Genomic DNA, 23,292 nt, shown 5'->3' on the forward strand with positions numbered 1-23,292 from the left:
TTGCCCGGAAGCATCTCCTTGCCGCGCACCGCGTCGAATTCGGACGAGGCAAAAATCCGGCGTGCGATCTTGATGCCTTCGACCAGCACCATGGCGTCGTCCTCATGCGTGAAGAAGCGGTGGTCGATAAGGACGTCGCGGCGGGAACTGTCGCGCGATAGCCTGATCTCGCCCACGCTTTTCGGCCTCAGCACGCAAGTATGAATGGCGTAGCCGTGACCGTATTCGATCAGCCTGCCGCGATGGCTGCGATATCCGGGCACGAAGTGGAACTGGATGTCGGGAAGGCCGTTGGCGTACCTGGTTTTGGCGAAGCCGCCGGCCTCGACATAGTTGGTGGTGAGCATGCCCTTGCGGCGCGCGAAATACTGGAAAGGCGCCGCCGCCATTCGCGGCAGGTTGGCGAGCGACAGGCCGAGCGTCCTGGTGCTTTTGGAGCGCACCGTGATCATGCCGTCGACATGATCCTGCAGGTTCTTGCCGACGCCCGGAAGGTCGAGCACCGGCGTGATGCCGATCTGCTGCAGCTCAGCCGCCGGTCCGATGCCGGAGGCCAGGAGGATCCTAGGCGAATTGATGGCGCCGGCCGAAAGCACGATTTCGCGGTCGGCCGAGAACGTCTTCTGCTGGCCCTGATGCTGCACGCGCAGCCCAGTGGCGCGACCCTCGGCGATGACCAGATCGATCACCTCGCATTGGCTGAGCAATGTCAGGTTCCTGCGGTCGAGCACCGGGCGCATGAAGGCGCTGAAGCTGCTGAAGCGCTGGCCGCGATCCTGGGTGACATTGTAGATGCCGAGGCCGAACTGGCTTTCGGCATTGAAGTCGGTGTTGGCGGGCAGGTCGGCGTTCTTGCCGGCCTTGACGAAAATGCTGGAAAGCACGTTCGGATCGCGCGGATTGTCGACCAGCAGTTCGCCGCTGGTGCCGTGATAGCGCGGGTCCTGGCCGAGCAGGTTGCGCTCAAGCTTCCTGAACACGGGCAGCACGTCGCGATAGGACCAGCCGGCGCAGCCGAGTCCCGCCCACTCGTCATAGTCCTCGGCGGCGCCGCGAATATAAACCATCGAGTTGATCGAGCTCGATCCGCCCAGCGCCTTGCCGCGGTTGACCGGAATGCTGCGGTTGTTGAGGTGCGCCTGCGGCACGCCGACGAAACAATAGTCGTAGTTCGGGTTACCATAGAGCGAAAGGATGCCTGCCGGCACTTTGACCCGCAGGCTGTTGTCGCTGCCTCCGGCCTCGATCAGGCATACTTTGACTACTGGATCGGCGCTCAGCCGATTGGCGACCACGCAACCGGCCGAACCGGCGCCGACGACGATGTAGTCAAAGCTCTCAGTCTGCATCCCAGCCCCTCGAGAATTCCGGAACTCTAGGTGCGTCTCTCGGTGCGAGAAATTCGGAAATGGTTACGCGTGACTTCGGAGATTCGTTATGGGCCCGCGCTGGTACGTGCTGCTACTTGTGAGCGCCAGAAGCGGTCGGATGGCGCAGCCTGTCTGCATCCACCATGGCCCAAGTCGGTTTCATCCCGCGCGGCGGAAGCTGTCGGTTAATCAAAAAAGGACTGAGCATGTCGGTTGAGACGGTAGACACGCTTGTCGTTGGCGGCGGCCAGGCGGGGGTGGCCATGAGCGAGCACCTGAGCAAATGCGGGGTGCCCCATCTCGTCCTTGAGCGCGGCCGGATTGCCGAGCGCTGGCGCTCGCAGCGCTGGGACTCCTTGGTCGCCAACGGCCCGGCCTGGCACGACCGGTTCCCGGGCATGGAGTTTCCCGTGACAGGTCCCGACGGCTTCCCGCCCAAGGAGGAGGTCGCCGACTATTTCGTCACCTACGCAAAGCAGATCAACGCGCCGATCCGCTGCGGCGTCGAGGTCAAGCTCGTGCAGAGGAATATCGGCCGTCCGGGATTCCGCGTCGAGACGTCGGATGGCGTGATCGAAGCCAACAGTGTCGTCGCCGCGACCGGACCTTTCCAGGTTCCTGTCATCCCCTCTCTCGTTCCTGCCGGTGCCGGCCTCCTGCAAATCCACTCCAGCGCCTACCGCAATCCGGCACAGTTGCCGAAGGGCGCGCTGCTGGTGGTCGGCGCGGGATCTTCGGGCGTGCAGATTGCCGATGAGCTGCAGCGCGCCGGGAGGCGCGTTTATCTCTCGGTCGGCCCGCACGATCGTCCGCCACGTTCCTATCGCGGGCGCGACTTCTGCTGGTGGTTGGGCGTGCTCGGCAAATGGGACCTCGAAACGCCAGGGCCTGGCACGGAACATGTCACCATCGCTGTGAGCGGCGCGCGCGGCGGCGAGACGATCGACTTCCGCCGCCTGGCCGCGCAGGGGCTCACCCTCGTCGGCATGACGAAGGCATACCAGGACGGCGTGATGAGTTTCGCGCCGGATCTTGCGAAGAACATTGCGCGAGGCGACGCCAATTTGATGTCGCTGCTGGACGAAGCCGATGCCTATGTCGCGCGCAACGGTCTCGACCTTCCGGAAGAACCCGCTCTCCGCAAGATCGACCCCGATCCGGACTGCGTGACCAATCCGGTCCTCGAGCTCGATCTGGCCAAGGCCGAGATCGCGACGATCATCTGGGCGACGGGCTTCGCCGTTGACTACAGTTGGCTGAAGGTCGATGCCTTCGACGAGAACGGCCGGCCAAGGCACCATCGCGGCGTGTCAACCGAACCCGGGATCTATTTCCTGGGACTGCCCTGGCAGTCGCGCAGGGGGTCGAGCTTCATCTGGGGCGTCTGGCACGATGCCAAGCATGTCGCCGACCGTATCTCGACGCAGCGCAAATATCTCGCCTACCATGCCGCCGCGAAACGCGAGCCCGTGGACGCCTGACAAAGCTGCGAGCCCGACCCAATTGGAGACCAAGATGGCGCATACGCGAATTCGCAAATTCAACACCAAGGAAACCTATCCCGAGCAGAAGCTTGACAACGATCTCTGCCAGGCGGTCGTCACGCGCGGCGGCCGCACCGTCTATCTGCGCGGACAGTGCCCGCAGGACCTGGATACGGCCAAGAATATCGACAGCCATGATCCGGCCGAGCAGACGCACAAGGTCATGCAGAATATAAAGCAGCTCATCGAGGAGTGCGGCGGCACGATGGAGCATCTGGTGAAGGTGGTGGTCTACATCACCGACGTCCGCCATCGCGAGGCCGTCTACCGGACGATGGGTGAATACATCAAGGGCGTGCATCCGGTTTCGACCGGGCTGGTCGTGTCGGCGTTGGCGCGGCCGGAATGGCTGGTCGAGATCGACGGCACCGCCGTCATCCCTGACTGAGCGCCATGACCTTCTCCATCGTCGCGCGATGCCGGCGCACAGGCATGTTCGGTGTGGCGGTGTCCTCGTCGTCTCCCGCGGTCGCGGCGCGCTGCGCCTATGCGCAGGCGGGCGTCGGGGCGGTCGCCAGCCAGAACGTCACCGACCCTACGCTCGGGCCAAAGGCGCTGGAGCTGATGGCGCGGGACGCCTCCGCTGCCGAGGCGGTCGCGATTATCAAGCGCACGGCCGCCTTCAGCGAATACCGGCAGGTGCTGGCGGTCGACGCGGCCGGCGGCAGCGCGATCCATTCCGGGCCGAAGGCGCTGGGTATCTGGGCTGAGGCACGCGGCGAGGACGTCGCCTGCGGCGGCAATTTGCTCGCGAATGACGGTGTCCCGCAAGCCATGGTCTATGCCTTCCTCGCTTCCGAGGGCCATCTCGGCGACCGGCTGATCGCCACGATGCGCGCCGCGCTCAAGGCGGGTGGCGAAGCGGGGCCTGTCCGCTCCGCCGGCATGAAGCTGGTGCGCGATGTGTCCTGGCCGGTCGCCGATTTGCGCTGCGACTGGACGGAGGATTGCCCGATCGAGCAGCTGGCAACGCTGTGGGAGATCTACAAACCGCAGCTCGATGCCTACGTCACCCGCGCCCTCAATCCGTCCGATGCGCCGAGCTACGGCGTGCCCGGTGACGAGTAGTCCGACCAGTTCCGGAGTCGGCATACGAAACCCGGCGACCCGCTCGACCCGGCATCCAGAATAGGTGCGATGGTCGATGCGCGGCGTGCCGCGAACGTCGTGCGTTCTGAAGACCGCCTGAATCAAGTACCGAGCGGCCGCGACTTGATCGCCGGGTGCAAACCGGCAACATAGGACCATGCCGCTCCGTTTCACGCTCAGACAGCTCGAATATTTCGTCGCCGTTGGCGAAGCCGGCTCGATCGCCAAGGCGGCCGAGCAGGTGAACGTCTCGCCGCCGTCGATCTCGGCCTCGATCGCGCAACTCGAGGCCGAATTCGGCGTTCAGCTCTTCGTGCGCAAGCACTCGCATGCGCTGGCGCTGACGGCGGGAGGGCGCCTCTTCCTCAAGGAAGCCGCGCGCCTGCTCAACGATGCCGATGCGCTGCACGACATTGCCGGCGATATCGCCGAAAAGGTGCGCGGGCCGCTGGCCGTCGGCTGCCTGCTCACTTTCGCGCAGATCGTGCTGCCGGCGCTGCGCAAAAAGTTCGAGGACGCCTATCCGGATGTGCGCGTCCGGCAATTCGAGCGCAACCAGGGGCAATTGTTCGAGATGCTGCAGCGTGGCGAAATCGACGCCGCGCTCACCTACGATCTGGAACTGTCGCAGGACATGACGTTCGAGCCGCTGATGCAACTGCCGGCCTATGTGATGCTGCCGGCCGCGCATCGCCTGGCGGGGAGGGCGGGCATCACGCCCGAGGAACTGGTCGACGAGCCGATGGTGCTGCTCGATCTGCCCTACAGCCGAGAATACTTCCTCTCGGCGTTCCAAGGCCTGCGGCCCAGGATCGCCGAGCGCACCGGCGACATCGCCGTGATGCGCTCGATGGTGGCCAACGGCTTCGGCTACGGCATCGCCAATATGCGGCCGCTCAACGCCATGTCGCCGGACGGCAAGCTGCTGGTCTTCGTTCCCCTGCTGGGCGACATCAGGCCGCTGACCATGGGCATTGCGCTGCCCAACGCCGAGCACCGCACGCTGACGGTGCAAGCCTTCATCGACCATTGCCGCCGCTTCGTCGTCGAACAAGGCGTCTTCGGGACGGAGCGCATCGTCAAGTGAGGTTACGGCCAGCCGTCGGTGAGCCGCGACAGCAGTCGCTCCAGCATCTCGTCGCAGCGCCGCAATTGCTCGACGCTGACATATTCGTCCGGCTTGTGTCCTTGCGCCATCGAGCCCGGACCGCAGACGACGGAAGGCGTGCCGAGATCGCGGCTGAACAATCCGCCTTCCGTGCCGAAGGCGACCTTCATGGTGTCGTTGGCGCCGGTCAGCGATTTTACGAACGCGACCGCTTCCGAAGCTGCCGGCGTGTCGAGGCCCGGATAGGTGTTGGTGATCTCGATGTCGATTGCCGCTTCGGGGGCGATCGAAGCGGCATCCGCGGCAATGCGTGCGGCCGCACTGCGCAGCCTGTCGAGGATGCCCGTGGCATCGTCGGCGGCGACGTTGCGAATCTCAAAATCGACCACGCAGAGGTTGGGGACGATGTTGAGCGCCACGCCGGCATTGATCTTGCCGACATGCACCGTCGTGTAGGGAATGTCGTAGTCGCCGTCGCGCGCGCCGTCGCGGGCAAGCCGGTCCTGTTCCTCGCGCAAGGCGCGCACGAAATCGCAGCCGAGATGGATGGCGTTGAGCGCCAGCGGAGCAAGAGCCGAATGGCCTTCGCGTCCCCTGCAGACGGCGCGCGCCGCGAGCTTGCCCTTGTGCCCCGTGGCCACCTGCATGTTGGTCGGCTCGCCGATAATACAGAGCAGCGGGCGTTGCGGTGCGGCGCTCAGCATGTCGATCAGGTCGCGCACGCCGAGGCAGCCGACCTCCTCGTCATAGGAGAGCGCCAGATGCAAGGGCGTGCGCAGCGGCATCTTCGCTGCCTTGAGGCAGGCCGCGAGCGCTGAGGCGACGAAGCCCTTCATGTCCGCGGCGCCGCGCCCGTAGAGCCTGCCGTCGCGTTCGGTCATGGAGAATGGCGGCAGCGTCCAGTTCTGGCCGTCGACAGGAACGACGTCGGTATGGCCAGACAGCATGATGCCGGGCCTGTCGGACGGGCCGATGGTGGCAAAGAGGTTGGCTTTGTGGCCGTCGGCGCTGTGGATGAGCTGGCTGGCTATGCCGCTCGTTTCGAGCAAGTCAGCCACATAACTGACGAGGTCGAGGTTCGACTCGCGGCTCACTGTCGGGAAGGCTATCAGCCGTTCGAGGATATCGATGCTGCCCATGTGCCTTGTCCCGTTGCCGCAACCGGCTGTCTACATCGGGCGATGACCGCCCTGAAGTCGCATTTGGCTCAGCTTCGATTCATTGCAGCCTAATCCCGGCGACGCGAGATTAGGCATGTCCTAACCCGCGCAGAAGAATTCCGTAGTTTTCCCGCGCCGGCGCCAACTTATGAGTAGTCTCCGGAGCATCGGCAGCGCCAGCCGACGAGAAGGGAAGTACCATGCGCGACCCACGCTACGACATTCTGTTCGAGCCGATGAAGATCGGTCCGGTGACCGCCAAGAACCGCTTCTACCAGGTTCCGCACTGCAATGGCGGCGGCTATCGCGATCCGTCGGCCGCGGCCGAGATGCGCCGCATGAAGTCCGAAGGCGGATGGGGCGTCATCTTCACCGAACAGACGGAGATGCACCACACCTCGGAGATCACGCCCTTCATCGAGCTCCGCCTGTGGGACGACGCCGACATTCCGGCTTTGGCCAAGATGGCGAAAGCCATGCACGAATATGGCGCGCTGGCCGGCATCCAGCTCGCCTATTCCGGCATCAATGGCCCCAACCTCTACACCAAGGAGGTTCCGCGCGGGCCGTCGGCTTTGCCGATCCGCACCTTCACCAACGATCCGGTGCAGGCGCGCGCCATGGACAAGCAGGATATACGCGACCTGCGCCGCTGGCACCGCAACGCTTTCAAGCGCGCCAGGCAGGCGGGTTTCGACCTTGTGTGCCTCTACGGCGCGCATGGTTTCGGCATCATCCAGCATTTCCTGTCCACCGCCACCAACCAGCGCAGCGACGAATATGGCGGCTCGCTGGAGAACCGTTCGCGGCTGATGCGCGAGCTGATCGAGGAAGGGCGGGACGCGATCGGCGATACCTGCGGCCTGACGCTCAGGCTGTCGCTGGACGAGATGATCGGCGAGCTTGGCTTCGCCAATTCCGAAGTCCGCGACATGATCGAGATGCATGCCGAGCTGCCTGATCTCTGGGACCTCGCCCACGGCGCCTGGGAGGATTGCTCGGGACCCTCGCGCTTCAAGGAAGAGGCAGCGCAGGAGAGCCTCGTCTCCGGCATCAAGAAACTGACCTCGAAGCCGGTCGTCGGCGTCGGCCGCTTCACCTCGCCGGATGTGATGGTGAGGATGATCAAGTCCGGCACGCTCGACTTCATCGGCTGCGCCCGCCCGTCGATCGCCGATCCCTTCCTGCCGAAGAAGGTCGAGGAGGGCCGCATCGAGGACATACGCGAATGCATCGGCTGCAACATCTGCATCACCGGAGACATGACCATGTCCATCTCGCGCTGCACGCAGAATCCGACCTTCATGGAGGAATGGCGCAAGGGCTGGCATCCGGAGCGCATGCAGGCCAAGGGTGACAGCGACAGCGTGCTGATCGTCGGCGCTGGGCCCGCCGGGCTGGAGGCCGCCCGCGCGCTCGGCCTGCGCGGCTATCAGGTGGCCTTGGCGGAAGCGGGCACCGAACTCGGCGGGCGCGTGGCGCGCGAGTGCCTGCTGCCGGGCCTGTCCGCCTGGGGCAGGGTGCGCGACTATCGCCAATACCAGATCAGCCAGATGCCCAATGTCGACATCTATTTTCAGAGCCGGCTGTCGGCGGACGACCTCCTGTCCTTCGGCTTCCAGAATGTCGCCATCGCCACCGGGTCGACCTGGCGGCGCGACGGCGTGGCACGCGCGCATGTCGTGCCGATGCCGATCGACGCCGCCATGCCGGTCTACACGCCGGACGATCTGATGGACGGCAAGGTGCCGGCCGGCAATGTCGTGCTGTTCGACGACGACCACTATTATATGGGCGGAGTTCTTGCCGAACTGATGGCGCGGCGGGGCGCCAAGGTGACCCTGGTGACGCCATCGGCCTATGTGTCGGACTGGACCCGCAACACGCTGGAGCAGGGCGCCATCCACCGCCGCCTGGCGGAGCTGGGTGTCGATATCGTCCTCAACCGGACCGTCACGAGCATCGTGTCGGGCGGCGTCATCACGGCCTGCGTCTATACCGGAGCGCGGCAGGAGCTGGCGGCCGATGCCGTCGTTCTGGTCACGTCGCGCAATCAGGACGACACCGTCTGGCGCGAACTGAAAGCCCGGGAAAACGAATGGGCCGACAACGGCATACGTTCGATCAAGGTCATCGGCGATGCCGAGGCGCCGGGGCCGATCGCCTGGGCTACCTATGCCGGCCACCGCTTCGCCCGGGAACTGGACGAGGCCGATATCGGCGATGCCTTGCCCTTCCGGCGTGAGGTGACGGCGCTGGCGGAGAATTAACGCCGGCTCAGCTCAATCACACGTCGTCGCGGCCTTGAGCGCTTCGGCACGAGAGGGCGCGGGCAAGGCGCCTATACGTCGAACAGAGGCGTAGAATCTCGGATAGTTGCCGGAGCACAAGTCGAACAGGCGAAGGAAGGCCGGGACCTGTTCGCCGTAGACGGCAGTGGCGGCGAACTTCGCGTTGTTGATCGGGCTGTCGAACCAGGCGTCATATCCGCGGTATCCAGCCCAGCGCTTGTCGCGCATCTGCCGGTAGCGCATCCGCAGCCTGTCGATCGCGGCTGCCTTGGCGGCCGCCATCTGCTCCGGGCCGCGGGGACTTCCATAGACCTGTTTCAGCTCGTCCCGGGTCTTCGAGATCAATCCGAGGAAATCCGCCTTGCGCTTGCGATCGGCTTCGTAGCTGCGCAATCCGGCGCGATTGCCGGTGGCGCGCAGCCATTTCCTCGTGCCGGTGGTTTCGACGGAAACCGCGAAGGCCTCGTTGAACGCGGAGTCGCCGTTCACATAGACTTTCTGGTGCGCCAGCTCATGGAAGACAAGGCTGGCGAGATAGGTGTCGTTCTGGCGCAGCATGGTGCTGAGCAGCGGGTCGCTGAACCAGCCCAGCGTGGAATAGGCCGTGATACCCGTCACATAGACGTCCAGCCCCCGCCGCTGCAGCGCGGCGGCATTTTCGAACGCGTCCTTGCGCGAAAAGTAGCCCTTGTAGGGAACGCAGCCGAACACCGGAAAGCACCATGTTACCGGCGCGAGCGAGAATTGCGGCGCGGCAAAGACCGCCAAGGTCACATCGTTGCGGCCGACATCGACATAGCTGCGGTAGCTGCTGTTGTCGGGCAGCGCCAGTTCTTCCGTGGCAAAGCGGCGGATGGCGGTGGCCGATGTCAGCTTGGCGCGCAGCGCCTTGGGCGTAGAGGGATCGCGGATCAGTTTTCCAACATTTTTCCGCGCGGCCATGATCTCGACATGGCCCTCCAGCGACTGCGCGTAGTAGGAAATGCTGGTGCAGCCGGTCACACCGGACGCCATGATCGCAGCAGCAAGCAATCGAAAAACGCGCTTCAAAGCTTGCCCACCGCCTGCTCATCTCCTCGGGAGCGAATGTCCCCTTGCTCGCCGAGTCTCAAACAGGCGCACCTGTTTTCGTCAAGACCTCGAGCGGGCGGCGCGGCGCTTGCCGCTCCGTCAAGACTTGACGATCTCCGTTACGCAGTGGACGTAGTCCATGCGATGGCCTTCGGGAGCTTGCGCGACGTCGGCTTCATAGGCGCCGTAGAAATCGTCGATGATCGCGGAGCGTTCGCTTGGCGGTCGCGCGGGATCGAGCGCGTTGGCGAAAACGGTCTCGGACCAGGAGCGCAGCGTCGGCACATAGGCCCGGGCGAAATCCCCCGCATTGCGATGGGTGCGGAACGCCTCGGCATATGGGCAAGGCGTCACCATGGTGAACATCGTCTCCAACTTCAGCCCGGCTTGCGACACCGGCGAAGCGGGATCGCGGAACGGCGCGGCGAACTCCTCAGGTGTCTTGTAGAACTGCTGGAACGTCGCGTTGACATATTCCGCCTCGTTGATCCGCCCGGTCCGCAGCAGGTCGCGCCAATGGCGGGCGAAGCTGTCGAACATGTCGGCGCCCGTCGTATGTCCGAGATAGCGGCCTTCCTCGTCGATGCAGAAATTGGCCAGCGCAAGCCGCCCGCCTGATCGCAATTCGCGCGCCCTGGCAAGCAGGATCGTCTCCCAATCGCGCAGCGCCTGGGCGCGGAACTGCTCGCGCTCGGCATTGCTTGCACCGACCGCCTGGACGTGGTCGGCGATCATGCACGGCCGCTTGCTGATCCAGTGCATCGCCGTCGCGGAAAAGCCGAAGGAGAGCGAATTGTCCGGCAGGATCTGGCGGTAGAAGCTGGTGCCGCTACCGAAGATGTAAAGCCCGGGCGTCTCGGCCAGCGGCGCTTCGGTGGAGGTTCCAAGAAGGCCCTGGCTGAGCCGGAACAAGGTCGAGAAATCGTTATGGGGCAGGTCGGTATAGGTGATCGATATCGCCCGGTTCGGTTCCCTCTCCCGAACGGCGCCGATCAGCCGTCGCATCATGTCCATGGAAGTGCCCCCATCGGCGGCGCCGAAATCGGCGATGGCGAAGGGCAGGCCGTCGGCCAGTCGGGGCATCCTGGCGACAGCCTCGATGACGAGATCGCCGACCTTGTCGATGACGTATTTGGCGCCGACGGTATTGGCCGAATAGTAGCCTGCGCCACGCATGGCGATCTTCTGGCCGTCGGCTGCACTCATTTTGTTCTCCCCTTGTTATTCATCGTCCACCCGGCCGCCACCGGCACCACGCACGCGCGATCTTTCGCTTTCCGGCACATAGGTTCTGGCGGCGAAGGAATTGAGCGCCGCAAGTGTCCGCTCGTCGATCGCGCCGCGCCGGCCTGTGGCTGGCTGCTCGGTTTCGGCGCGGCGTTCGATGACGACATCGGCGCGCGTCGCCAGCCCCACGGGCCGCGCTACGCGCATGGGTGAGCGGCGCAGCATGGCGTCGAACCAGACCGGCAGGCCGACATCCAGGATCGTCAGCGGCATAACGTTCGCTGGAGGCGGTTCGTCGAGCAGCAGGGCCGCCGTCTGGATGGGACAGAGCGGCCCTCCAGTCGCGGCGTCAGTCTCGCCGCTCCGCCAGCGCGCCGCGCGGGCAAGGCTGGGAGGCTCGAAGGATTGTGCTTGTTCGGCAAGGCTCAGCATGGCCTTGCCCCAGTTGTCGTCCTCGGCCGCGATCCGGCGCGCCGCGCGGCCGACATCCTCGGCCAATCCCCATGAAAATCCGGCGCCCCGCGCCGCCTTGGCGCTCAGCGTTTCCACCTCGTTGAACGAAAGGTCGATCACGCGGCCCCTCCTGCCATCGTGGCGACATCCTCGATCAGCGGCTCGCCGCTGAACAGCGCGATGCGCAGCCAGCGGTCGGAGCGCGGATCGAAGCTCTGCGCGCCGAAGAACGCCAGCTTGGCGCGCAATATGTCGACGGGCCGCAATTCAGCGCCGATCAGATTGTCGTGGATCTCGGCATAGGGAAATTGCGCGACGATCTGGGCGCGTCGCACCGCATGGCGCCATTCGGGCCAGCGCAGCAGGAAGTCGGCTACACTGGCCGAGGCCGGCTCCTTTGCCAGCGCGGCCGCCAGGCCGAGCGCGTCGCGCGCGGTGGCCAGGGGCTGTTCGAGCTCGGCGCCATCCTCCTCGAAGCGTTCGCCAAGCCGGGGCTCTAGCTTTTCTGCCGACACATACCAGAAGCGCGCGCTGGCGGCTGGCTCGGCGAAGTCGATTGCCATCGCCCAGGAATAGGAATCGAGAAGTGCCCGGCGAAGCAAAGCGCAACCCATGCCGCCTTCTATGGCATGGCCGGGCGTCTCGTCGGCCTTCATCGTGTCGCCGAGGTCGTCGATCAAGGTGCCGTGCGGTTCGAGGATGAGGGAGACGCAGGCTTCCTGCCCTTCCAGCGAGAAATTCTCTTCAGCGAAGCGATAGAGCGCATCCCAAGGCCGCGGCTTCGCCAGAAGCTGATCGAGGTTTTCCGACAGCGCGCCGAGATCGGCGGCCAATATTCGGGTTGCCGTGGCCTGGCGGCTATCGTCGCTGTGCCAGCGGGCAACGCGCCGGCGCAGATCGGCGAGCGCGTTCGAGAAGGCGTCTCGTTCCGCCGCGCCGGCATGTGGTTCGGCGCGCACCCGCGCCAGCGCGGTTTCGCGGGCGAGGAACCAGCTATGCGTCAACAGCGGATGGCGCACGAGGAAGGGCGCCATGCCGAGTCCGGTCGCGTTGCCCACACCGAGCGCCCGGCGCAGGTCCGGCGCCAGCTTTGCCGCGCCGGCCGGATTGCGGCGACGGGCAATGTGATCGACAAGGTCGAAAGTGAAGGACCGGATCAGCCAGACGGTGAGCATTTCAGCCTGGAAGGATCCGGCAAGCTCCGGCCGTGAGGATATCTCGTCGCGATCCACGATGCCGAACTTGCCGTTGCCGTAGACCGCCGTGGTGCGAAGCAGATAGCCGACGCCGAGCAACTGCTCCTCATCCGGCTGTTGTCCCTGCGCCAGCGCCGCGGCGACGTCCTCGAAGAGCCTGACACTCTTGTTCGCGCGCGCCAGCACCAGTTCGCGGCTGGTGTAGCGGCCCGCCTCCTGCAGCGGCGCATTTGCCTCCAGCCGGGCGATGTCGGCGGCGTCCGGCAATCCGTCATAGAGCACGTAGCTCGTGTCCCAGGCCTGCGCGATCACGCGGTCCGAGCGCTTCTCGTCGTCGAGCGGCGTGGAGAACGCGACCAGGCTGTATATCCTTGCCGGCGTCTCGACCGCATAGACCGCGCGCCCGAACCCATTGTCGTCGAGGTCGAACAGGTGCTTGCGGACACGCCATTTCTCCCTGGCGGCGCGGCGGATCAACTGGCGCAGGAAGCTGAGCCGCGTCGGATGCGCCGCGCCAAGCCGCTTAAGGCGCATGACGACCTCCGGCGGGCGCAGCGCGATCGCCGTCATGCGGCGATCCCTGCGAGTTTTTCCAGCGTGGCGAGCGTTTCGGCCGCCACCTCGATGCCTTGGGCATTGCTCTCGCGCGCGCCGAAGCGCCTCGTGCCGGGAAGCCGCGCTTCGCCGATGAAGGCGCCGGCGACGGTTTCCAGATTGCCGGCGAACGCGCCGCCCGACGTGGCCTCGGGCGAGACCGCCAGGAAGAACTGGCCGGTTCCGGGTGGCCCTCCGGCCGTGCCGGAGAAGGGGCTGGCGACAAGCCCTGGATTTGCCCCGGTCAGGCATGCGGCAAAGATCTCCACCAGTAATGCGGTGCCGACGCCCTTGTAGCCGCCCGCCGGCGCCATGGTGCCCTTCAACGCTTCGCCTGCGTCGGTCGTCGTCTCGCCGCTCGCATCGAAGGCCCAGCCGGGCGGGATCGGTTCGCCGGCGCGAGCGCGCTTGATGACCTCGCTCTTGGCGACGACGCTTGCGCTCTGGTCGATGACGAAGCGCGCGCCGCCTTGTCCGTCCGGGACGGCGAGCGACAAGGGATTTGTGCCCACGGCTGCCTTGCGGCCGCCCCAGGGCGCGATCGAGGCCGGCGCGTTGGTGAAACCCAGCCCGACCAGGCCGGCTTGAGCGATCCGTTCGGTGTGATAGCCGAGCGCGCCGCAATTGTAGGAATTACGGATGGCGAGCGCGGCGACACCTTGGGAGCGCGCCGCTTCGATCAGCGGCGGCAGGCCGAGGGCGATTGCCGCGTGGGCAAAGCCGTTGCCGGCATCGACGGCGACAACGGCCGGGGCAGGCCGGGTCAGGCGCGGCTCGGCCAGTCCCAGCACCTTGCCGCAGGTCAAGTGCTCGCAATAGGTCGGCAGATACATCAGCCCGTGCGACTTCAAGCCGTCGCGTTCCGCCGCCGCGATGCCGGCGGCCAACGCCTCGGCCTGCCGCTCGCTTGCGCCGTGTCGGGTCAGCGCTTCTCGGGCGAGCGTTTCGATGCGGACTTCTGTCAGGCGTGTCATCCAGTCATCCACCAATCATGCCGCGGCATAGCCGAACTCTTTCTCGCCCGCCTGGGTCTGCTGGCGAATGCATTCGATGAAGCGCAGAGACGCGGGCTGCAGGTTCCGGCCTTCCCTGGCGATCCAGCCGACCCTCCGGCTCGAGCGTGGATCGGCAAGCGGGACGAAGCGCACGGCATGGCTGCATTTCCAGCGGCAGAGCCTGGGCAGGATGGTGACGCCGAGCCCGGCCTCCACCATCGCCAGGTTGGAGCTCACATTGGTCGCGGTGAGTTTCGAGCCGGCGGCAAGCGCCTCGGTCTCGGCAAGCCCGAGTGCTTCGGCCGCGCCATTGCGGATGAAGCTCTCGCCTTCAAGCTGCGCCCATTTCAACGGGCGCTTCGATGTCGCCAGCGGATGATCGACCGGACAGACGAAATCGAGCGGCTCTTGGAACAGAGGCTCGAAACTGAGCTGCGGCCGCTTGCTGGCAAGCACGCAAAGGCCAACCTCGACCATGCCGTTTTCCACCGCCTCGACGATGGCACTGGAATCGCTGTCGCGGACATGGATGTCGAAACTGCTGCCCTCGGCGCGAAGCTGGGCGATCGCGCGCGGCAGCAACGTCACGGCGACCGAAGGCACGCTTGCCACGTCGCAGCGTCCCTGCAGGTCCGCGGCGTAGCTGGTCATCGCCAGGCAGGCGCGATCGTAATGGGCGATCATGGCGCGCGCCTCGTCGAGCACGATGCGGCCGACCGGCGAGAGCGCGCCCTTGCGCTCGCTCTCGAACAGTGGCGCGCCGATATCGTCTTCCAGTTGCTTCAAGGTCATCGACACGGCGGACGGCGTACGGCCGATCTGATCGGCAGCGGCGCGCACGCCGCCGGTCTCGCAGACCGCGACGAAGCTGCGCATGCCGGTCAGGCTGATGGTTTTGGTCACTGTTAAGCTTGCCTGAACGTTTGTGCCAAAAATTGAGCTTGATTGAAGTTCACAGCATTGCTTAGGTTGTTGTCAACCGAATTGATGCAGGTCGAACAGGATGCTGAACGGTCGGAACTTCGTCGCCGGCGAATGGCGTGACGGCGCCGACTGGGTCGAGGACCTCAATCCATCGGATGTGACCGACATCGTCGGGCGCTTTGCCCAGGCGCGACCGTCCGACATCCATGACGCCGTTGCGGCGGCGCAAGGCGCGCAGCGCGAATGGGCGGCGGCGGGGCTGGAGGCGCGGGCCGCCGTTCTCGACGCCATCGGACGCGAGTTGATGGCGCGCTCGAAGGAGCTTGGCGAGTTGCTTTCGCGCGAGGAGGGCAAGACCCTGCCCGAAGGGATCGGCGAGGTCTATCGCGCCGGGCAGTTCTTCACCTATTTCGCAGCCGAGGCGCTGCGCAATCTCGGCGCCTCCACCGACTCGGTCCGGGCCGGCGTGGATGTCCTGATCGAGCGCGAGCCGCTCGGCGTCGTCGCGATCATTTCCCCTTGGAATTTCCCTGTCGCCACCGCGTCCTGGAAGATTGCGCCGGCGCTGGCCTTCGGCAATGCGGTGGTCTGGAAACCGGCCAGCATTACCCCCGCCAGCGCCTGGGCGCTGACCGAGATCATCAGCCGGCAGGCGATCCCGGAAGGCCTGTTCAACCTGGTGATGGGGTCAGGATCGACGATCGGCCGCGAGCTTGCCGCCAATGCCGACATTCAAGGGCTGAGCTTCACCGGTTCGGGCGCCGTCGGCTCCGGCATAGCCGCGCTCGCGGCGGCGCGGTTCGTGAAGCTGCAGCTCGAAATGGGATCGAAGAATCCCTTCGTGATCATGGACGACGCAGACCTCGATCGCGCGGTCGACCTTGCCGTGAACGGCGCCTTTGGCGGGACAGGCCAGAAATGCACTGCCTCGTCGCGCCTGATCGTGCAGCGGCCGATCCATGACGCCTTTGTCGAGAAATTGCTGGCGAAAACCAGGGCCTTGAAGGTCGGCCATGCGCTTGAGGCGGGCGTCCAGATGGGACCTGTCGTCAGCGCAGAGCAGCTCTCGGCCAATCTCGATTATGTGACGCTCGGCATCAGCGAGGGCGCCGAGCTTGCTACCGGCGGCGAGGCGCTCGACCTGGCACATAACGGGCACTACATGGCGCCGGCCGTCTTCCTCAACGGGCGCTCGCGCATGCGCATCAACCAGGAGGAGATGTTCGCGCCGATCACCTGCGTGATGACGGCCGACGATCTCGACGAGGCGATCTTCCTCGCCAACGACACGCCCTATGGGCTGACGGCCGGCATCGCCACGCGCTCCCTGGCGCGCGCGACGAAATTCCGCCACGCCTCGCGCTCGGGCTGCGTCATGGTCAACCTGGCGACCGCCGGCACTGACTATCACGTGCCGTTCGGCGGCGTTCGCGCCTCGAGCTACGGCCCGCGTGAGCAGGGACGTTCGGCGGTCGAGTTCTACACCCAGGTCAAGACGTCCTACATCCATGCGGGCGCGGGCGAATGACCGGCGACGCGCCGCAAGTGCTCATCGACGGGCTGCAATATTGCAACTGGTCGCGCGAAATTTTCCAGGAGATGCGCCGGGGCGGGCTGACCGCGGTCCATGCCACGGTCGGCTATCACGAAGGTTTTCGCGAGACGGTGCGCCATCTGGTGGATTGGCGCACACGCTTCCGCGACAATGAGGATCTCATCCTTCTGGCGCGCGACGCCGGCGACATCGAGCGGGCGCGAGCCTCGAACCGGACGGCTATTTTCCTCGGGCTGCAAAACCCGATGCCGATCGAGGACGACATCGGCCTGATGGAAATGCTCTTCGATCTCGGCATCCGTTTCATGCAGCTCACCTACAACAACCAGTCGCTGCTCGGCTGCGGCTGGATGGAGAAGGAAGACAGCGGCGTGACGCGGATGGGGCGCGAGGCGATCGCCGAGATGAACCGGCTCGGCATGATCATCGATCTGTCGCATGCGGGCGAGCGGACGACGCTGGAGGCGATCGCGCTCTCTGAGCGTCCGGTGGTCATCAGCCACGCCAACCCGCGCTGGCTCCGCGACAGCAATCGCAGTGTGTCCAAGGAGGTATTGCAGGCATTGCGCGAAAGGGAAGGGCTGCTCGGCCTCTCGCTCTATTCACTGCATCTTCCGAACGGCTCGGACACGACACTCGATCAATTTGGCAAGATGGCCGGGGAAGCGGCTGAAATCATGGGAGCGGAGCATCTCGGCATCGGCTCGGATCTCTGCCAGGACCAGCCCGACAGCATCCTGCGCTGGATGCGCGAGGGTCGCTGGACCCGCGAGGTCCAAGCCGCTGCAAGCTTCCCGACTCAGCCGTCCTGGTTCGGATCGAACCTCGATTTTCCCGGGCTTTCGCAGGGCCTACTCGCGGCGGGCTTCGACGAGACGGGAACATCCTTTGTGCTCGGCGGCGCCTGGAATCGCTTCATCCGGGACAGCCTGCCTTCCGCTGGCTGAATGCCGCGCTATTCTGCCGGCTTGTCGTCCGGGTGGCCAAGCTCGCAGAACCAGCCGCCGAGATATTTCACCGAGGGTCTCTTCGGATCGGGAATAGGCGTCTTCGCCTCGACGGCGGCGCGGTACGGCTCGGCGCTGTCCTGCGGGATGAAGCCGAGATGGCCGGCGCCGCTGTTGTCGACCATCTTCAGCTTGTTGTCGGATATGCCGAAGGAGATGGTGTGTCCGACGCGCGGCGCGGTGAGCGACGCCTCGACCAGGCGCACGCAGTCGGCGAAGGAGAGATAAGACCACAGCATGCGGCGATCGGCCGGTTCGGGGAAAGACGAGAAGATGCGCAGGCACACCGTCTCGATGCCGAACTTGTCCCAATAGAGCCTGCTCAGGCTCTCGACGAAATTCTTCGAAACGCCATAGAGGCTGTCGGGGCGCACGGGCGCGTCGACGCTGATATGCGCCTCGATCTCGTGATAGCCGATGGCATGCACCGAGGAGGCGTAGATGACGCGCTTCACCCCATGTTTCCGGGCGCCTTCATAGATGTGGTAGGAGCCGCGGATGCTGGAATCCAAGATGGTCTGCCATTCGCATTCGAGGGGCGCGCCGCCGAAATGCACGATCGCGTCGCAGTCCTTGGTCGCTGCGATCGTGGCTTCCATGTCGGCGAGATCGAAGACTGCTTCCTCTTCGTGGGGCGCAAGATCGCCGAAGGGCTCGCGGCCCGCGAGGCGGATGGTCCTGGCGAGCGGCACCAGCCCCTTGCGCAACTGCGAGCCGAGCCGGCCGGCGGCGCCGGTGATCAGGATACGTTCATAATGCGGCATCGTTTACTCCACTTGCGCGACGGCGGCTTTGACCCGCGCGATCGCCTCGGTCGACAGGCGCGAGGCAACATAGCTCATTGGTCGTTCTCCGTAATGTAACCCTTGGAACGGTCATTGGCCCGCGCGGCCACGCTGCGCCTGGCCGGATCGCCATAGCCGCCGCCGCCCGGCAGTTCCAGGATCAGCCTGCGTCCAGCCGGCACATGCTGCCAGCCCTTGGGGCGCATCTTTGTGCCGTTATCGAGCTTGACGACGCCCGCGACGCCGGGCTTGCCGCCTTCGCGACCCTGGGCCGGATGGTTGACGCGGTCGAACATCGCCGAGAAATCGAATTCGTGGCCTTCGGTCGCCTCGATCTCGATGACCTGTCCGAGACCGCCGCGGAATTCGCCGTCGCCGCCGGAGTCCGGCCGCAGTTCCTTGCGCCAGATGACGATCGGGCCGGTATGCTCGGTCGCCTCAATCGGCATCGTGTGCACGCCGGACGGGAAGGCCGTCGCCGACAAGCCGTCCAGTTCGGGGCGGGCGCCCATGCCGCCGGAGTTGAACATCAGCACTTCGGCGCGGCGGCCGGAACCGCCGGCGACGGGTCGCACGGAAATGTGGATGTTCCAGAGCGCCCCGGCGCCTTCGGCGAGGATTTTTCCGGGCAACGCCTTGGAGAACGCGCCCAGCACGAGATCGGGAACCATGTGGCCGAAGATGTGCCTGAGCGCCACCGGCGCCGGCCGCACTGCGTTCAGGATGTTAATGGGCGACGACACGGTGAAGAAGGCGAGCGAGGCGGCATTGTTCGGAATATCCGGAGCGACCACGCATTTCAGCGCATAGCAGGCATAGGCCTTGCTGTAGATGATCGGGCAGTTGATGCCCCAGCGGCTCATCGGATCGCTGCCGGTGAAATCGACCTCGACATTGTCGTCGCGGACCGAGACCGTGGCCGACAGCTTCACCGGCGCGTCATAGCCGTCGGTCACCAGCTCGTTCGACCAGCTTCCCTTGGGCAGCGCCTTGATGCGCTCCAGCATGGCCTCGCGGGTGCGCGAGAAGATGAAGTCGCGGAGCCCGTCGAGCGAGGCAAGGCCGGTCTCCTTCATCATGTCGACGAGGCGGCGATGACCGACCTCGTTGCAGGCCGCAAGCGAATAGAAATCGCCGACCACCTGGTTCGGCTCGCGGACATTGGCGCGCAGGATGCGGACGACGTCGAGGTTGACCTTGCCCTTTTCCGCGAACTTCATGATCGGGATCTGGATACCTTCCTCATAGACCGACTTGCCGTCGGCGCCGAAGCCGCGGCCGCCGACATCGACGACATGCGCCGTGCAGGCGAAGAAGGCGACGAGCTCGCCGTTCAGGAAGGACGGCGACACCATGGTGATGTCATGCAGGTGGCCGGTGCCGAGCCATGGGTCGTTGGTGACATAGGTGTCGCCCTCGAACATCTGATCGCGCGGGATCGCGTGCATGAAATGCAGCACGGCCTCGGCCATGGTGTTGACGTGGCCGGGCGTGCCGGTGACCGCCTGGGCCAGCATCTGACCGCGCGGGTCGAACACGCCCGCTGACAGGTCGCCGGCTTCGCGCACAGAGGTGGAGAAGGCGGTGCGCAGCAAGGTCAGCGCCTGCTCCTCGACCACCGAGATCAACCGGTTCCACATGACCTGCATGCGGATTGCGCTGATATCGCTCATGACTGACTGCCTTTGCGGGTCAGGAGGATCGCTCCGTCGCTTTGGATGACGGCGTCAAAGCTGGTGGTGACGACGGTCGACGTCTCGCGCTCGACGATGACGGCGGGCCCCGCCAGGCGGTCGCCGACGCAGAGCTTGTCGCGCTCGACGATGCCATAGGTCTGTGGCGCGCCGGTCGCCGGTTCGAACACGGCCCGGGTCGTTATCGGTTCGCTCTTCTTCCTGCCGGTGGTGAGTTCATGCCGCGTCACGGCCGGACGAACGTCCGTCGCCTTGACCGACCAGGTGACGATCTCGATCTCCAGCCCGTCGAGCCCTTCGATGGCCCGGCCGAAGAAGCGCTGATAGCTGGTCTCGAACAGATCCTTGAGCTTGGCGACTGCATCCTCGCCGAACGGTTCGTCGACCAACGGCACGGGGATTTCCCAGCCCTGGCCAGCATAGCGCATGAAGGCGGTGATCTCGCAGACGATCCTGCCGCTGGCGCCGCTGCGCACAAACCCCTCTGCGGAGGCCTTGAGGTCGGCGAGCAGGGCGTTGACCTCGGCCGGCTTGAAGCGCGACAGGCGCGTCAGCCTGGACGCCAGCGCCTCATAGCCGAACGGCGCTTTCAGGAAGCCGATCGCCGAGCCGACGCCGGCGCCGCGCGGCACGATGCACTGGTCGATGCCGAGCTTTTCGCAGAGCCTCGCCGCGTGCAGGGGTGCCGCGCCGCCGAAGGCGATCATCAGATTGTCGGAGATGTTCTTGCCGTTCTCGACGGCGTGGACGCGAGCGGCGTTCGCCATGTTCTCGTCCACGACCTCGCAGATGCCGAAGGCCGTCGCCAAGGCATTCAGCGACAGGCGCTCGCCGACATCGCGCAGGATCGCCCGTTCGGACGCTGCCGTGTCGAGCTTGATCGCGCCGCCGGCGAAATTGTCGGGGTCGAGTTTGCCGAGCACCAGGTCGGCGTCGGTGATTGCGGGACGTTTGCCGCCGCGGCCGTAGCAGGCAGGGCCGGGCTCAGAGCCGGCGCTTTCCGGCCCGGTCTGAATGCGGCCCATTGCGTCGACCCAGGCGATGGAGCCGCCGCCGGCGCCGATCTCGATCATCTCGATGACCGGGATGGAGATCGGCATGCCCGAGCCTTTTGAGAAGCGATAGGTGCGCGCCACCTCGAAGGTTCGCGCCGTGCGCGGCGCAAAATCCTCGATCAGGCAGATTTTTGCGGTGGTGCCGCCCATGTCGTAGGAGACGACCTTTTCCAGGCCGAAGCGACGGGCGATATCGGCGGCGAAAATCGCGCCACCCGCCGGGCCGGACTCGACCAGCCGTACCGGGAATTCCGAAGCGGTCTCCACCGAGATCAGGCCGCCGCCCGAATGGATCATGAAGACGGGGCACTCGGCGCCCATGTCTTTCAGCCGTGTCTGCAGGCGCGCGAGATAGTCGGCCATCTGCGGCCGCACATAGGCGTTGGCTGAGACCGTGTTGAAACGCTCGAACTCGCGCATCTGCGGCGAGACTTCGGCGCTGATCGAAATCGGAATAGTCAGCTTCCTGGAGAGGATCTCGCGCGCCCGGCGCTCGTGGTCCGGATTGGCGTAGGCATGGATGAAACCGATCGCCACCGAGCCGAAATTGCCGGCCGCGATCCGGTCGGCGATCGATTCGAGGGTGGCTTCGTCGAGCGGCTGCAGTTCCTGGCCCTCGGCGCCGATGCGGCCCTTGACGGTAAAGCGGTGCTCGCGCGGGATCAGCGGCGTCGGCAGTTGCAGGTTGAGATCATATTGCTCGAAGCGGTTTTCCGTCCGCATCTCGATCACATCGCGAAAACCTTCGGTCGTGACCAGAGCGGTTTTCGCCCCGCGTCGCTCGATCAGCGCGTTGGTGGCAAGCGTGGTGCCGTGGATGATGATGCCGATCTCGGCCGCCGAAATGCCGGCATCGCGGATGACCATGTCGATGCCGTCAAGTATCGCCTGCTCGGGCGCCGCATAATTGGTCAGCACCTTGGTTGAAAACATCTCTCCCCTGACATCGAGCGCGATGTCGGTGAAAGTGCCGCCAATGTCCGCGCCAAGGCGGATGTCGTCTGCTCGGGAGGTCATGCCATGGCCTCAGGGAAGAGAATGCTGCGTCACACACTTAGCGGCAAGCGAACCGGGCTTGCCTTTCGGCTTATACCTGAACTCCAGCGGGCCGATGCGAAATCAAGAAATGCAGCTCATTCGAAAGTTCTTCTTTCCTGTCTCCCGCGCCGGAACGTTGGTCTCGCGGCACTTGTCAGTCCGAAAGCGGAGTCGGTTTCGGCAGGGAAACCTTGAGGTCGCTGCGCCAGTCTTGCTGGGCCAGCCATCGATGAAGCGCGGCCACGGGCTTGACGCGCAGATGCCCGCGCGGAACGACGAGATAGAACCCGGGAACTTCTTCCGGCCGCATATCGGCAATGGCCTCGCGGCCGATCGGCGCGACCAGCGCGCCGGAGCGGAAGTCCTCCTCGGCGTCGATCACGGAGACCAGGCCCACACCGATGCCTTGCAGGGTCGCCCGGCGCATCGTCGCCGCATCGTCGAAGCTGACGCTGCGGTCGCCGTCGGTCAGCGCCACGCCCAGGTGCCGCAATATGTCCGGCCACAGTCGCTTCGACTTGACCGTGTCGAGCAACGTGAACTTCGTCAGGTCCTGCGGCGACTTGATCTTCTCGCCGATCGCCGGCGTGCAGCAGATGATCTTCGGGTCCGGCACCAGGAGCGTCACCTCATAGTCCGGCCAGTTGCCGTAGCCCCACTGCACCGCCATGTCGATGTCGTCGCGACCGAAGTCGGGCAGGTCGACCATCGTCGTCAGGCGCAGGTCGGCGCCAGGCAGTATCTCGCGGAACAGCGACAGCCTCGGCAGCAGGTAGTGCGTGGCGAAGTATGGACTGGCGTTGAGGTTGATGCGGTCCCGGTGGTTCGACTTGGTGACGCGACGAACGCCTTCGGAAAACTCCTCGAAGCCGGCCTTCACGTAATGCGAAAGAAGGATCGCCGACTCGGTCAGTTCGATCGAGCGGCCCTTGCGCTCGAACAGCGTCACCTGCAGCGTGTCTTCCAACAGCTTGATCTGCTGGCCGACGGCCTGCGGCGTGACCAGAAGCTCGTCGGCAGCCTGCCTAAAGCTCTTGTGCTGCGCGACGGCGTGGAAGACGCGAAGCGCATTGAGCGAAGGAAGGCGAAGCTTGCCGCTCATCGTAAGTCCGCCTCCTTCCGTTCGAGACCCGTAT

18 protein-coding genes and 1 pseudogene are annotated in these 23,292 nt (G+C 65.2%); 7 read left to right on the forward strand and 12 right to left on the reverse strand.

Going from position 1 to position 23,292, the window contains the following annotated elements; all coding sequences use genetic code 11:
• Window positions 1-17: 17 nt before the first annotated feature.
• Window positions 18-1,349 (reverse strand): annotated as a pseudogene (locus EJ072_RS25415) (GMC family oxidoreductase N-terminal domain-containing protein); the annotation flags it as partial.
• Window positions 1,350-1,576: 227 nt separating this feature from the next.
• Here EJ072_RS25415 and EJ072_RS25420 point away from each other — a divergent pair.
• From EJ072_RS25420 to EJ072_RS25435, 4 genes are all read left to right on the forward strand, one after another.
• Window positions 1,577-2,851 carry an NAD(P)/FAD-dependent oxidoreductase gene (locus EJ072_RS25420; protein WP_126081819.1) on the forward strand — a complete coding sequence of 425 codons (1,275 nt, stop codon included), beginning with the start codon at window positions 1,577-1,579 and terminating at the stop codon, window positions 2,849-2,851.
• 34 nt (window positions 2,852-2,885) lie between these two features.
• The gene (locus EJ072_RS25425; RefSeq protein ID WP_126081820.1) at window positions 2,886-3,302 is read left to right on the forward strand and encodes a RidA family protein; all 417 of its coding nucleotides are present in this window, start codon (window positions 2,886-2,888) and stop codon (window positions 3,300-3,302) included.
• Window positions 3,303-3,307: 5 nt separating this feature from the next.
• Complete coding sequence (locus EJ072_RS25430; protein ID WP_126081821.1) at window positions 3,308-3,982, forward strand: DUF1028 domain-containing protein; 675 nt, start codon at window positions 3,308-3,310, stop codon at window positions 3,980-3,982.
• A gap of 178 nt (window positions 3,983-4,160) precedes the next feature.
• Window positions 4,161-5,090 (forward strand): LysR family transcriptional regulator, encoded by a 930-nt coding sequence (locus EJ072_RS25435; protein WP_042647500.1) that lies wholly within the window; start codon window positions 4,161-4,163, stop codon window positions 5,088-5,090.
• A 2-nt stretch (window positions 5,091-5,092) separates the two neighbouring features.
• Here EJ072_RS25435 and argE read toward each other — a convergent pair whose 3' ends face one another.
• Window positions 5,093-6,250, reverse strand: coding sequence for an acetylornithine deacetylase (gene argE / locus EJ072_RS25440; RefSeq protein ID WP_126081822.1), 1,158 nt, complete (start codon window positions 6,248-6,250; stop codon window positions 5,093-5,095).
• 221 nt (window positions 6,251-6,471) lie between these two features.
• Between argE and EJ072_RS25445 the strand changes: the two genes are divergently transcribed.
• Window positions 6,472-8,541, forward strand: a complete 2,070-nt coding sequence (locus tag EJ072_RS25445) for an FAD-dependent oxidoreductase (protein WP_126081823.1) — start codon at window positions 6,472-6,474, stop codon at window positions 8,539-8,541.
• Between the two features lie 12 nt (window positions 8,542-8,553).
• On the opposite strand, the gene EJ072_RS25450 is transcribed toward EJ072_RS25445, so the two are convergent.
• The 6 genes from EJ072_RS25450 to EJ072_RS25475 all read right to left on the reverse strand — a co-directional run bounded on the left by EJ072_RS25450 (window position 8,554) and on the right by EJ072_RS25475 (window position 15,001).
• A complete protein-coding gene (locus EJ072_RS25450; protein WP_126083748.1) occupies window positions 8,554-9,576 on the reverse strand; it encodes an aminopeptidase in 1,023 nt (340 codons plus the stop codon).
• Window positions 9,577-9,732: 156 nt separating this feature from the next.
• A complete protein-coding gene (locus EJ072_RS25455; RefSeq protein WP_126081824.1) occupies window positions 9,733-10,839 on the reverse strand; it encodes an SAM-dependent methyltransferase in 1,107 nt (368 codons plus the stop codon).
• Window positions 10,840-10,854: 15 nt separating this feature from the next.
• Window positions 10,855-11,433 (reverse strand): DUF3726 domain-containing protein, encoded by a 579-nt coding sequence (locus EJ072_RS25460; RefSeq protein WP_189343097.1) that lies wholly within the window; start codon window positions 11,431-11,433, stop codon window positions 10,855-10,857.
• The gene (locus EJ072_RS25465) at window positions 11,430-13,079 is read right to left on the reverse strand and encodes a hypothetical protein (protein WP_126081826.1); all 1,650 of its coding nucleotides are present in this window, start codon (window positions 13,077-13,079) and stop codon (window positions 11,430-11,432) included. The genes EJ072_RS25460 and EJ072_RS25465 overlap by 4 nt, the downstream gene beginning before the upstream one ends.
• Complete coding sequence (locus EJ072_RS25470) at window positions 13,076-14,077, reverse strand: Ldh family oxidoreductase (RefSeq protein ID WP_126081827.1); 1,002 nt, start codon at window positions 14,075-14,077, stop codon at window positions 13,076-13,078. Before EJ072_RS25470 ends, EJ072_RS25465 begins: the two co-directional genes overlap by 4 nt.
• A gap of 15 nt (window positions 14,078-14,092) precedes the next feature.
• The gene (locus EJ072_RS25475; protein WP_126081828.1) at window positions 14,093-15,001 is read right to left on the reverse strand and encodes a LysR family transcriptional regulator; all 909 of its coding nucleotides are present in this window, start codon (window positions 14,999-15,001) and stop codon (window positions 14,093-14,095) included.
• Between the two features lie 100 nt (window positions 15,002-15,101).
• Between EJ072_RS25475 and EJ072_RS25480 the strand changes: the two genes are divergently transcribed.
• Window positions 15,102-16,550 (forward strand): aldehyde dehydrogenase family protein, encoded by a 1,449-nt coding sequence (locus EJ072_RS25480; RefSeq protein WP_126081829.1) that lies wholly within the window; start codon window positions 15,102-15,104, stop codon window positions 16,548-16,550.
• Complete coding sequence (locus tag EJ072_RS25485) at window positions 16,547-17,524, forward strand: membrane dipeptidase (RefSeq protein ID WP_126081830.1); 978 nt, start codon at window positions 16,547-16,549, stop codon at window positions 17,522-17,524. The genes EJ072_RS25480 and EJ072_RS25485 overlap by 4 nt, the downstream gene beginning before the upstream one ends.
• Before the next feature lie 8 nt (window positions 17,525-17,532).
• Here the strand turns inward: EJ072_RS25485 and EJ072_RS25490 are convergent, their stop codons facing one another.
• The 4 genes from EJ072_RS25490 to EJ072_RS25505 form a co-directional block, all read right to left on the reverse strand.
• Window positions 17,533-18,348, reverse strand: coding sequence for an NAD(P)-dependent oxidoreductase (locus EJ072_RS25490; protein WP_126081831.1), 816 nt, complete (start codon window positions 18,346-18,348; stop codon window positions 17,533-17,535).
• 74 nt (window positions 18,349-18,422) lie between these two features.
• Window positions 18,423-20,042, reverse strand: a complete 1,620-nt coding sequence (locus EJ072_RS25495; protein WP_126081832.1) for a hydantoinase B/oxoprolinase family protein — start codon at window positions 20,040-20,042, stop codon at window positions 18,423-18,425.
• Window positions 20,039-22,135 (reverse strand): hydantoinase/oxoprolinase family protein, encoded by a 2,097-nt coding sequence (locus EJ072_RS25500; RefSeq protein ID WP_126081833.1) that lies wholly within the window; start codon window positions 22,133-22,135, stop codon window positions 20,039-20,041. The genes EJ072_RS25495 and EJ072_RS25500 overlap by 4 nt, the downstream gene beginning before the upstream one ends.
• A 175-nt stretch (window positions 22,136-22,310) precedes the next feature.
• A complete protein-coding gene (locus EJ072_RS25505) occupies window positions 22,311-23,258 on the reverse strand; it encodes a LysR substrate-binding domain-containing protein (RefSeq protein ID WP_126081834.1) in 948 nt (315 codons plus the stop codon).
• Window positions 23,259-23,292 lie beyond the last annotated feature (34 nt).

It is taken from the genome of Mesorhizobium sp. M2A.F.Ca.ET.046.03.2.1 (genome assembly GCF_003952425.1).
In the GTDB taxonomy this organism is placed as follows: Bacteria; Pseudomonadota; Alphaproteobacteria; order Rhizobiales; family Rhizobiaceae; genus Mesorhizobium.

Excerpts from the sequence above, each read along its gene's own strand:
- EJ072_RS25455 (WP_126081824.1), bottom strand. The coding sequence starts at position 10,839 with ATGAGTGCAGCCGACGGCCAGAAGATCGCCATGCGTGGCGCAGGCTAC.
- EJ072_RS25420 (WP_126081819.1), top strand. The coding sequence starts at position 1,577 with ATGTCGGTTGAGACGGTAGACACGCTTGTCGTTGGCGGCGGCCAGGCG.
- EJ072_RS25485 (WP_126081830.1), top strand. The coding sequence starts at position 16,547 with ATGACCGGCGACGCGCCGCAAGTGCTCATCGACGGGCTGCAATATTGC.
- EJ072_RS25445 (WP_126081823.1), top strand. The coding sequence starts at position 6,472 with ATGCGCGACCCACGCTACGACATTCTGTTCGAGCCGATGAAGATCGGT.
- EJ072_RS25435 (WP_042647500.1), top strand. The coding sequence starts at position 4,161 with ATGCCGCTCCGTTTCACGCTCAGACAGCTCGAATATTTCGTCGCCGTT.
- EJ072_RS25470 (WP_126081827.1), bottom strand. The coding sequence starts at position 14,077 with ATGACACGCCTGACAGAAGTCCGCATCGAAACGCTCGCCCGAGAAGCG.
- argE (WP_126081822.1), bottom strand. The coding sequence starts at position 6,250 with ATGGGCAGCATCGATATCCTCGAACGGCTGATAGCCTTCCCGACAGTG.
- EJ072_RS25500 (WP_126081833.1), bottom strand. The coding sequence starts at position 22,135 with ATGACCTCCCGAGCAGACGACATCCGCCTTGGCGCGGACATTGGCGGC.
- EJ072_RS25425 (WP_126081820.1), top strand. The coding sequence starts at position 2,886 with ATGGCGCATACGCGAATTCGCAAATTCAACACCAAGGAAACCTATCCC.
- EJ072_RS25490 (WP_126081831.1), bottom strand. The coding sequence starts at position 18,348 with ATGCCGCATTATGAACGTATCCTGATCACCGGCGCCGCCGGCCGGCTC.
- EJ072_RS25495 (WP_126081832.1), bottom strand. The coding sequence starts at position 20,042 with ATGAGCGATATCAGCGCAATCCGCATGCAGGTCATGTGGAACCGGTTG.
- EJ072_RS25480 (WP_126081829.1), top strand. The coding sequence starts at position 15,102 with ATGCTGAACGGTCGGAACTTCGTCGCCGGCGAATGGCGTGACGGCGCC.
- EJ072_RS25430 (WP_126081821.1), top strand. The coding sequence starts at position 3,308 with ATGACCTTCTCCATCGTCGCGCGATGCCGGCGCACAGGCATGTTCGGT.
- EJ072_RS25450 (WP_126083748.1), bottom strand. The coding sequence starts at position 9,576 with ATGGCGTCCGGTGTGACCGGCTGCACCAGCATTTCCTACTACGCGCAG.
- EJ072_RS25465 (WP_126081826.1), bottom strand. The coding sequence starts at position 13,079 with ATGACGGCGATCGCGCTGCGCCCGCCGGAGGTCGTCATGCGCCTTAAG.
- EJ072_RS25505 (WP_126081834.1), bottom strand. The coding sequence starts at position 23,258 with ATGAGCGGCAAGCTTCGCCTTCCTTCGCTCAATGCGCTTCGCGTCTTC.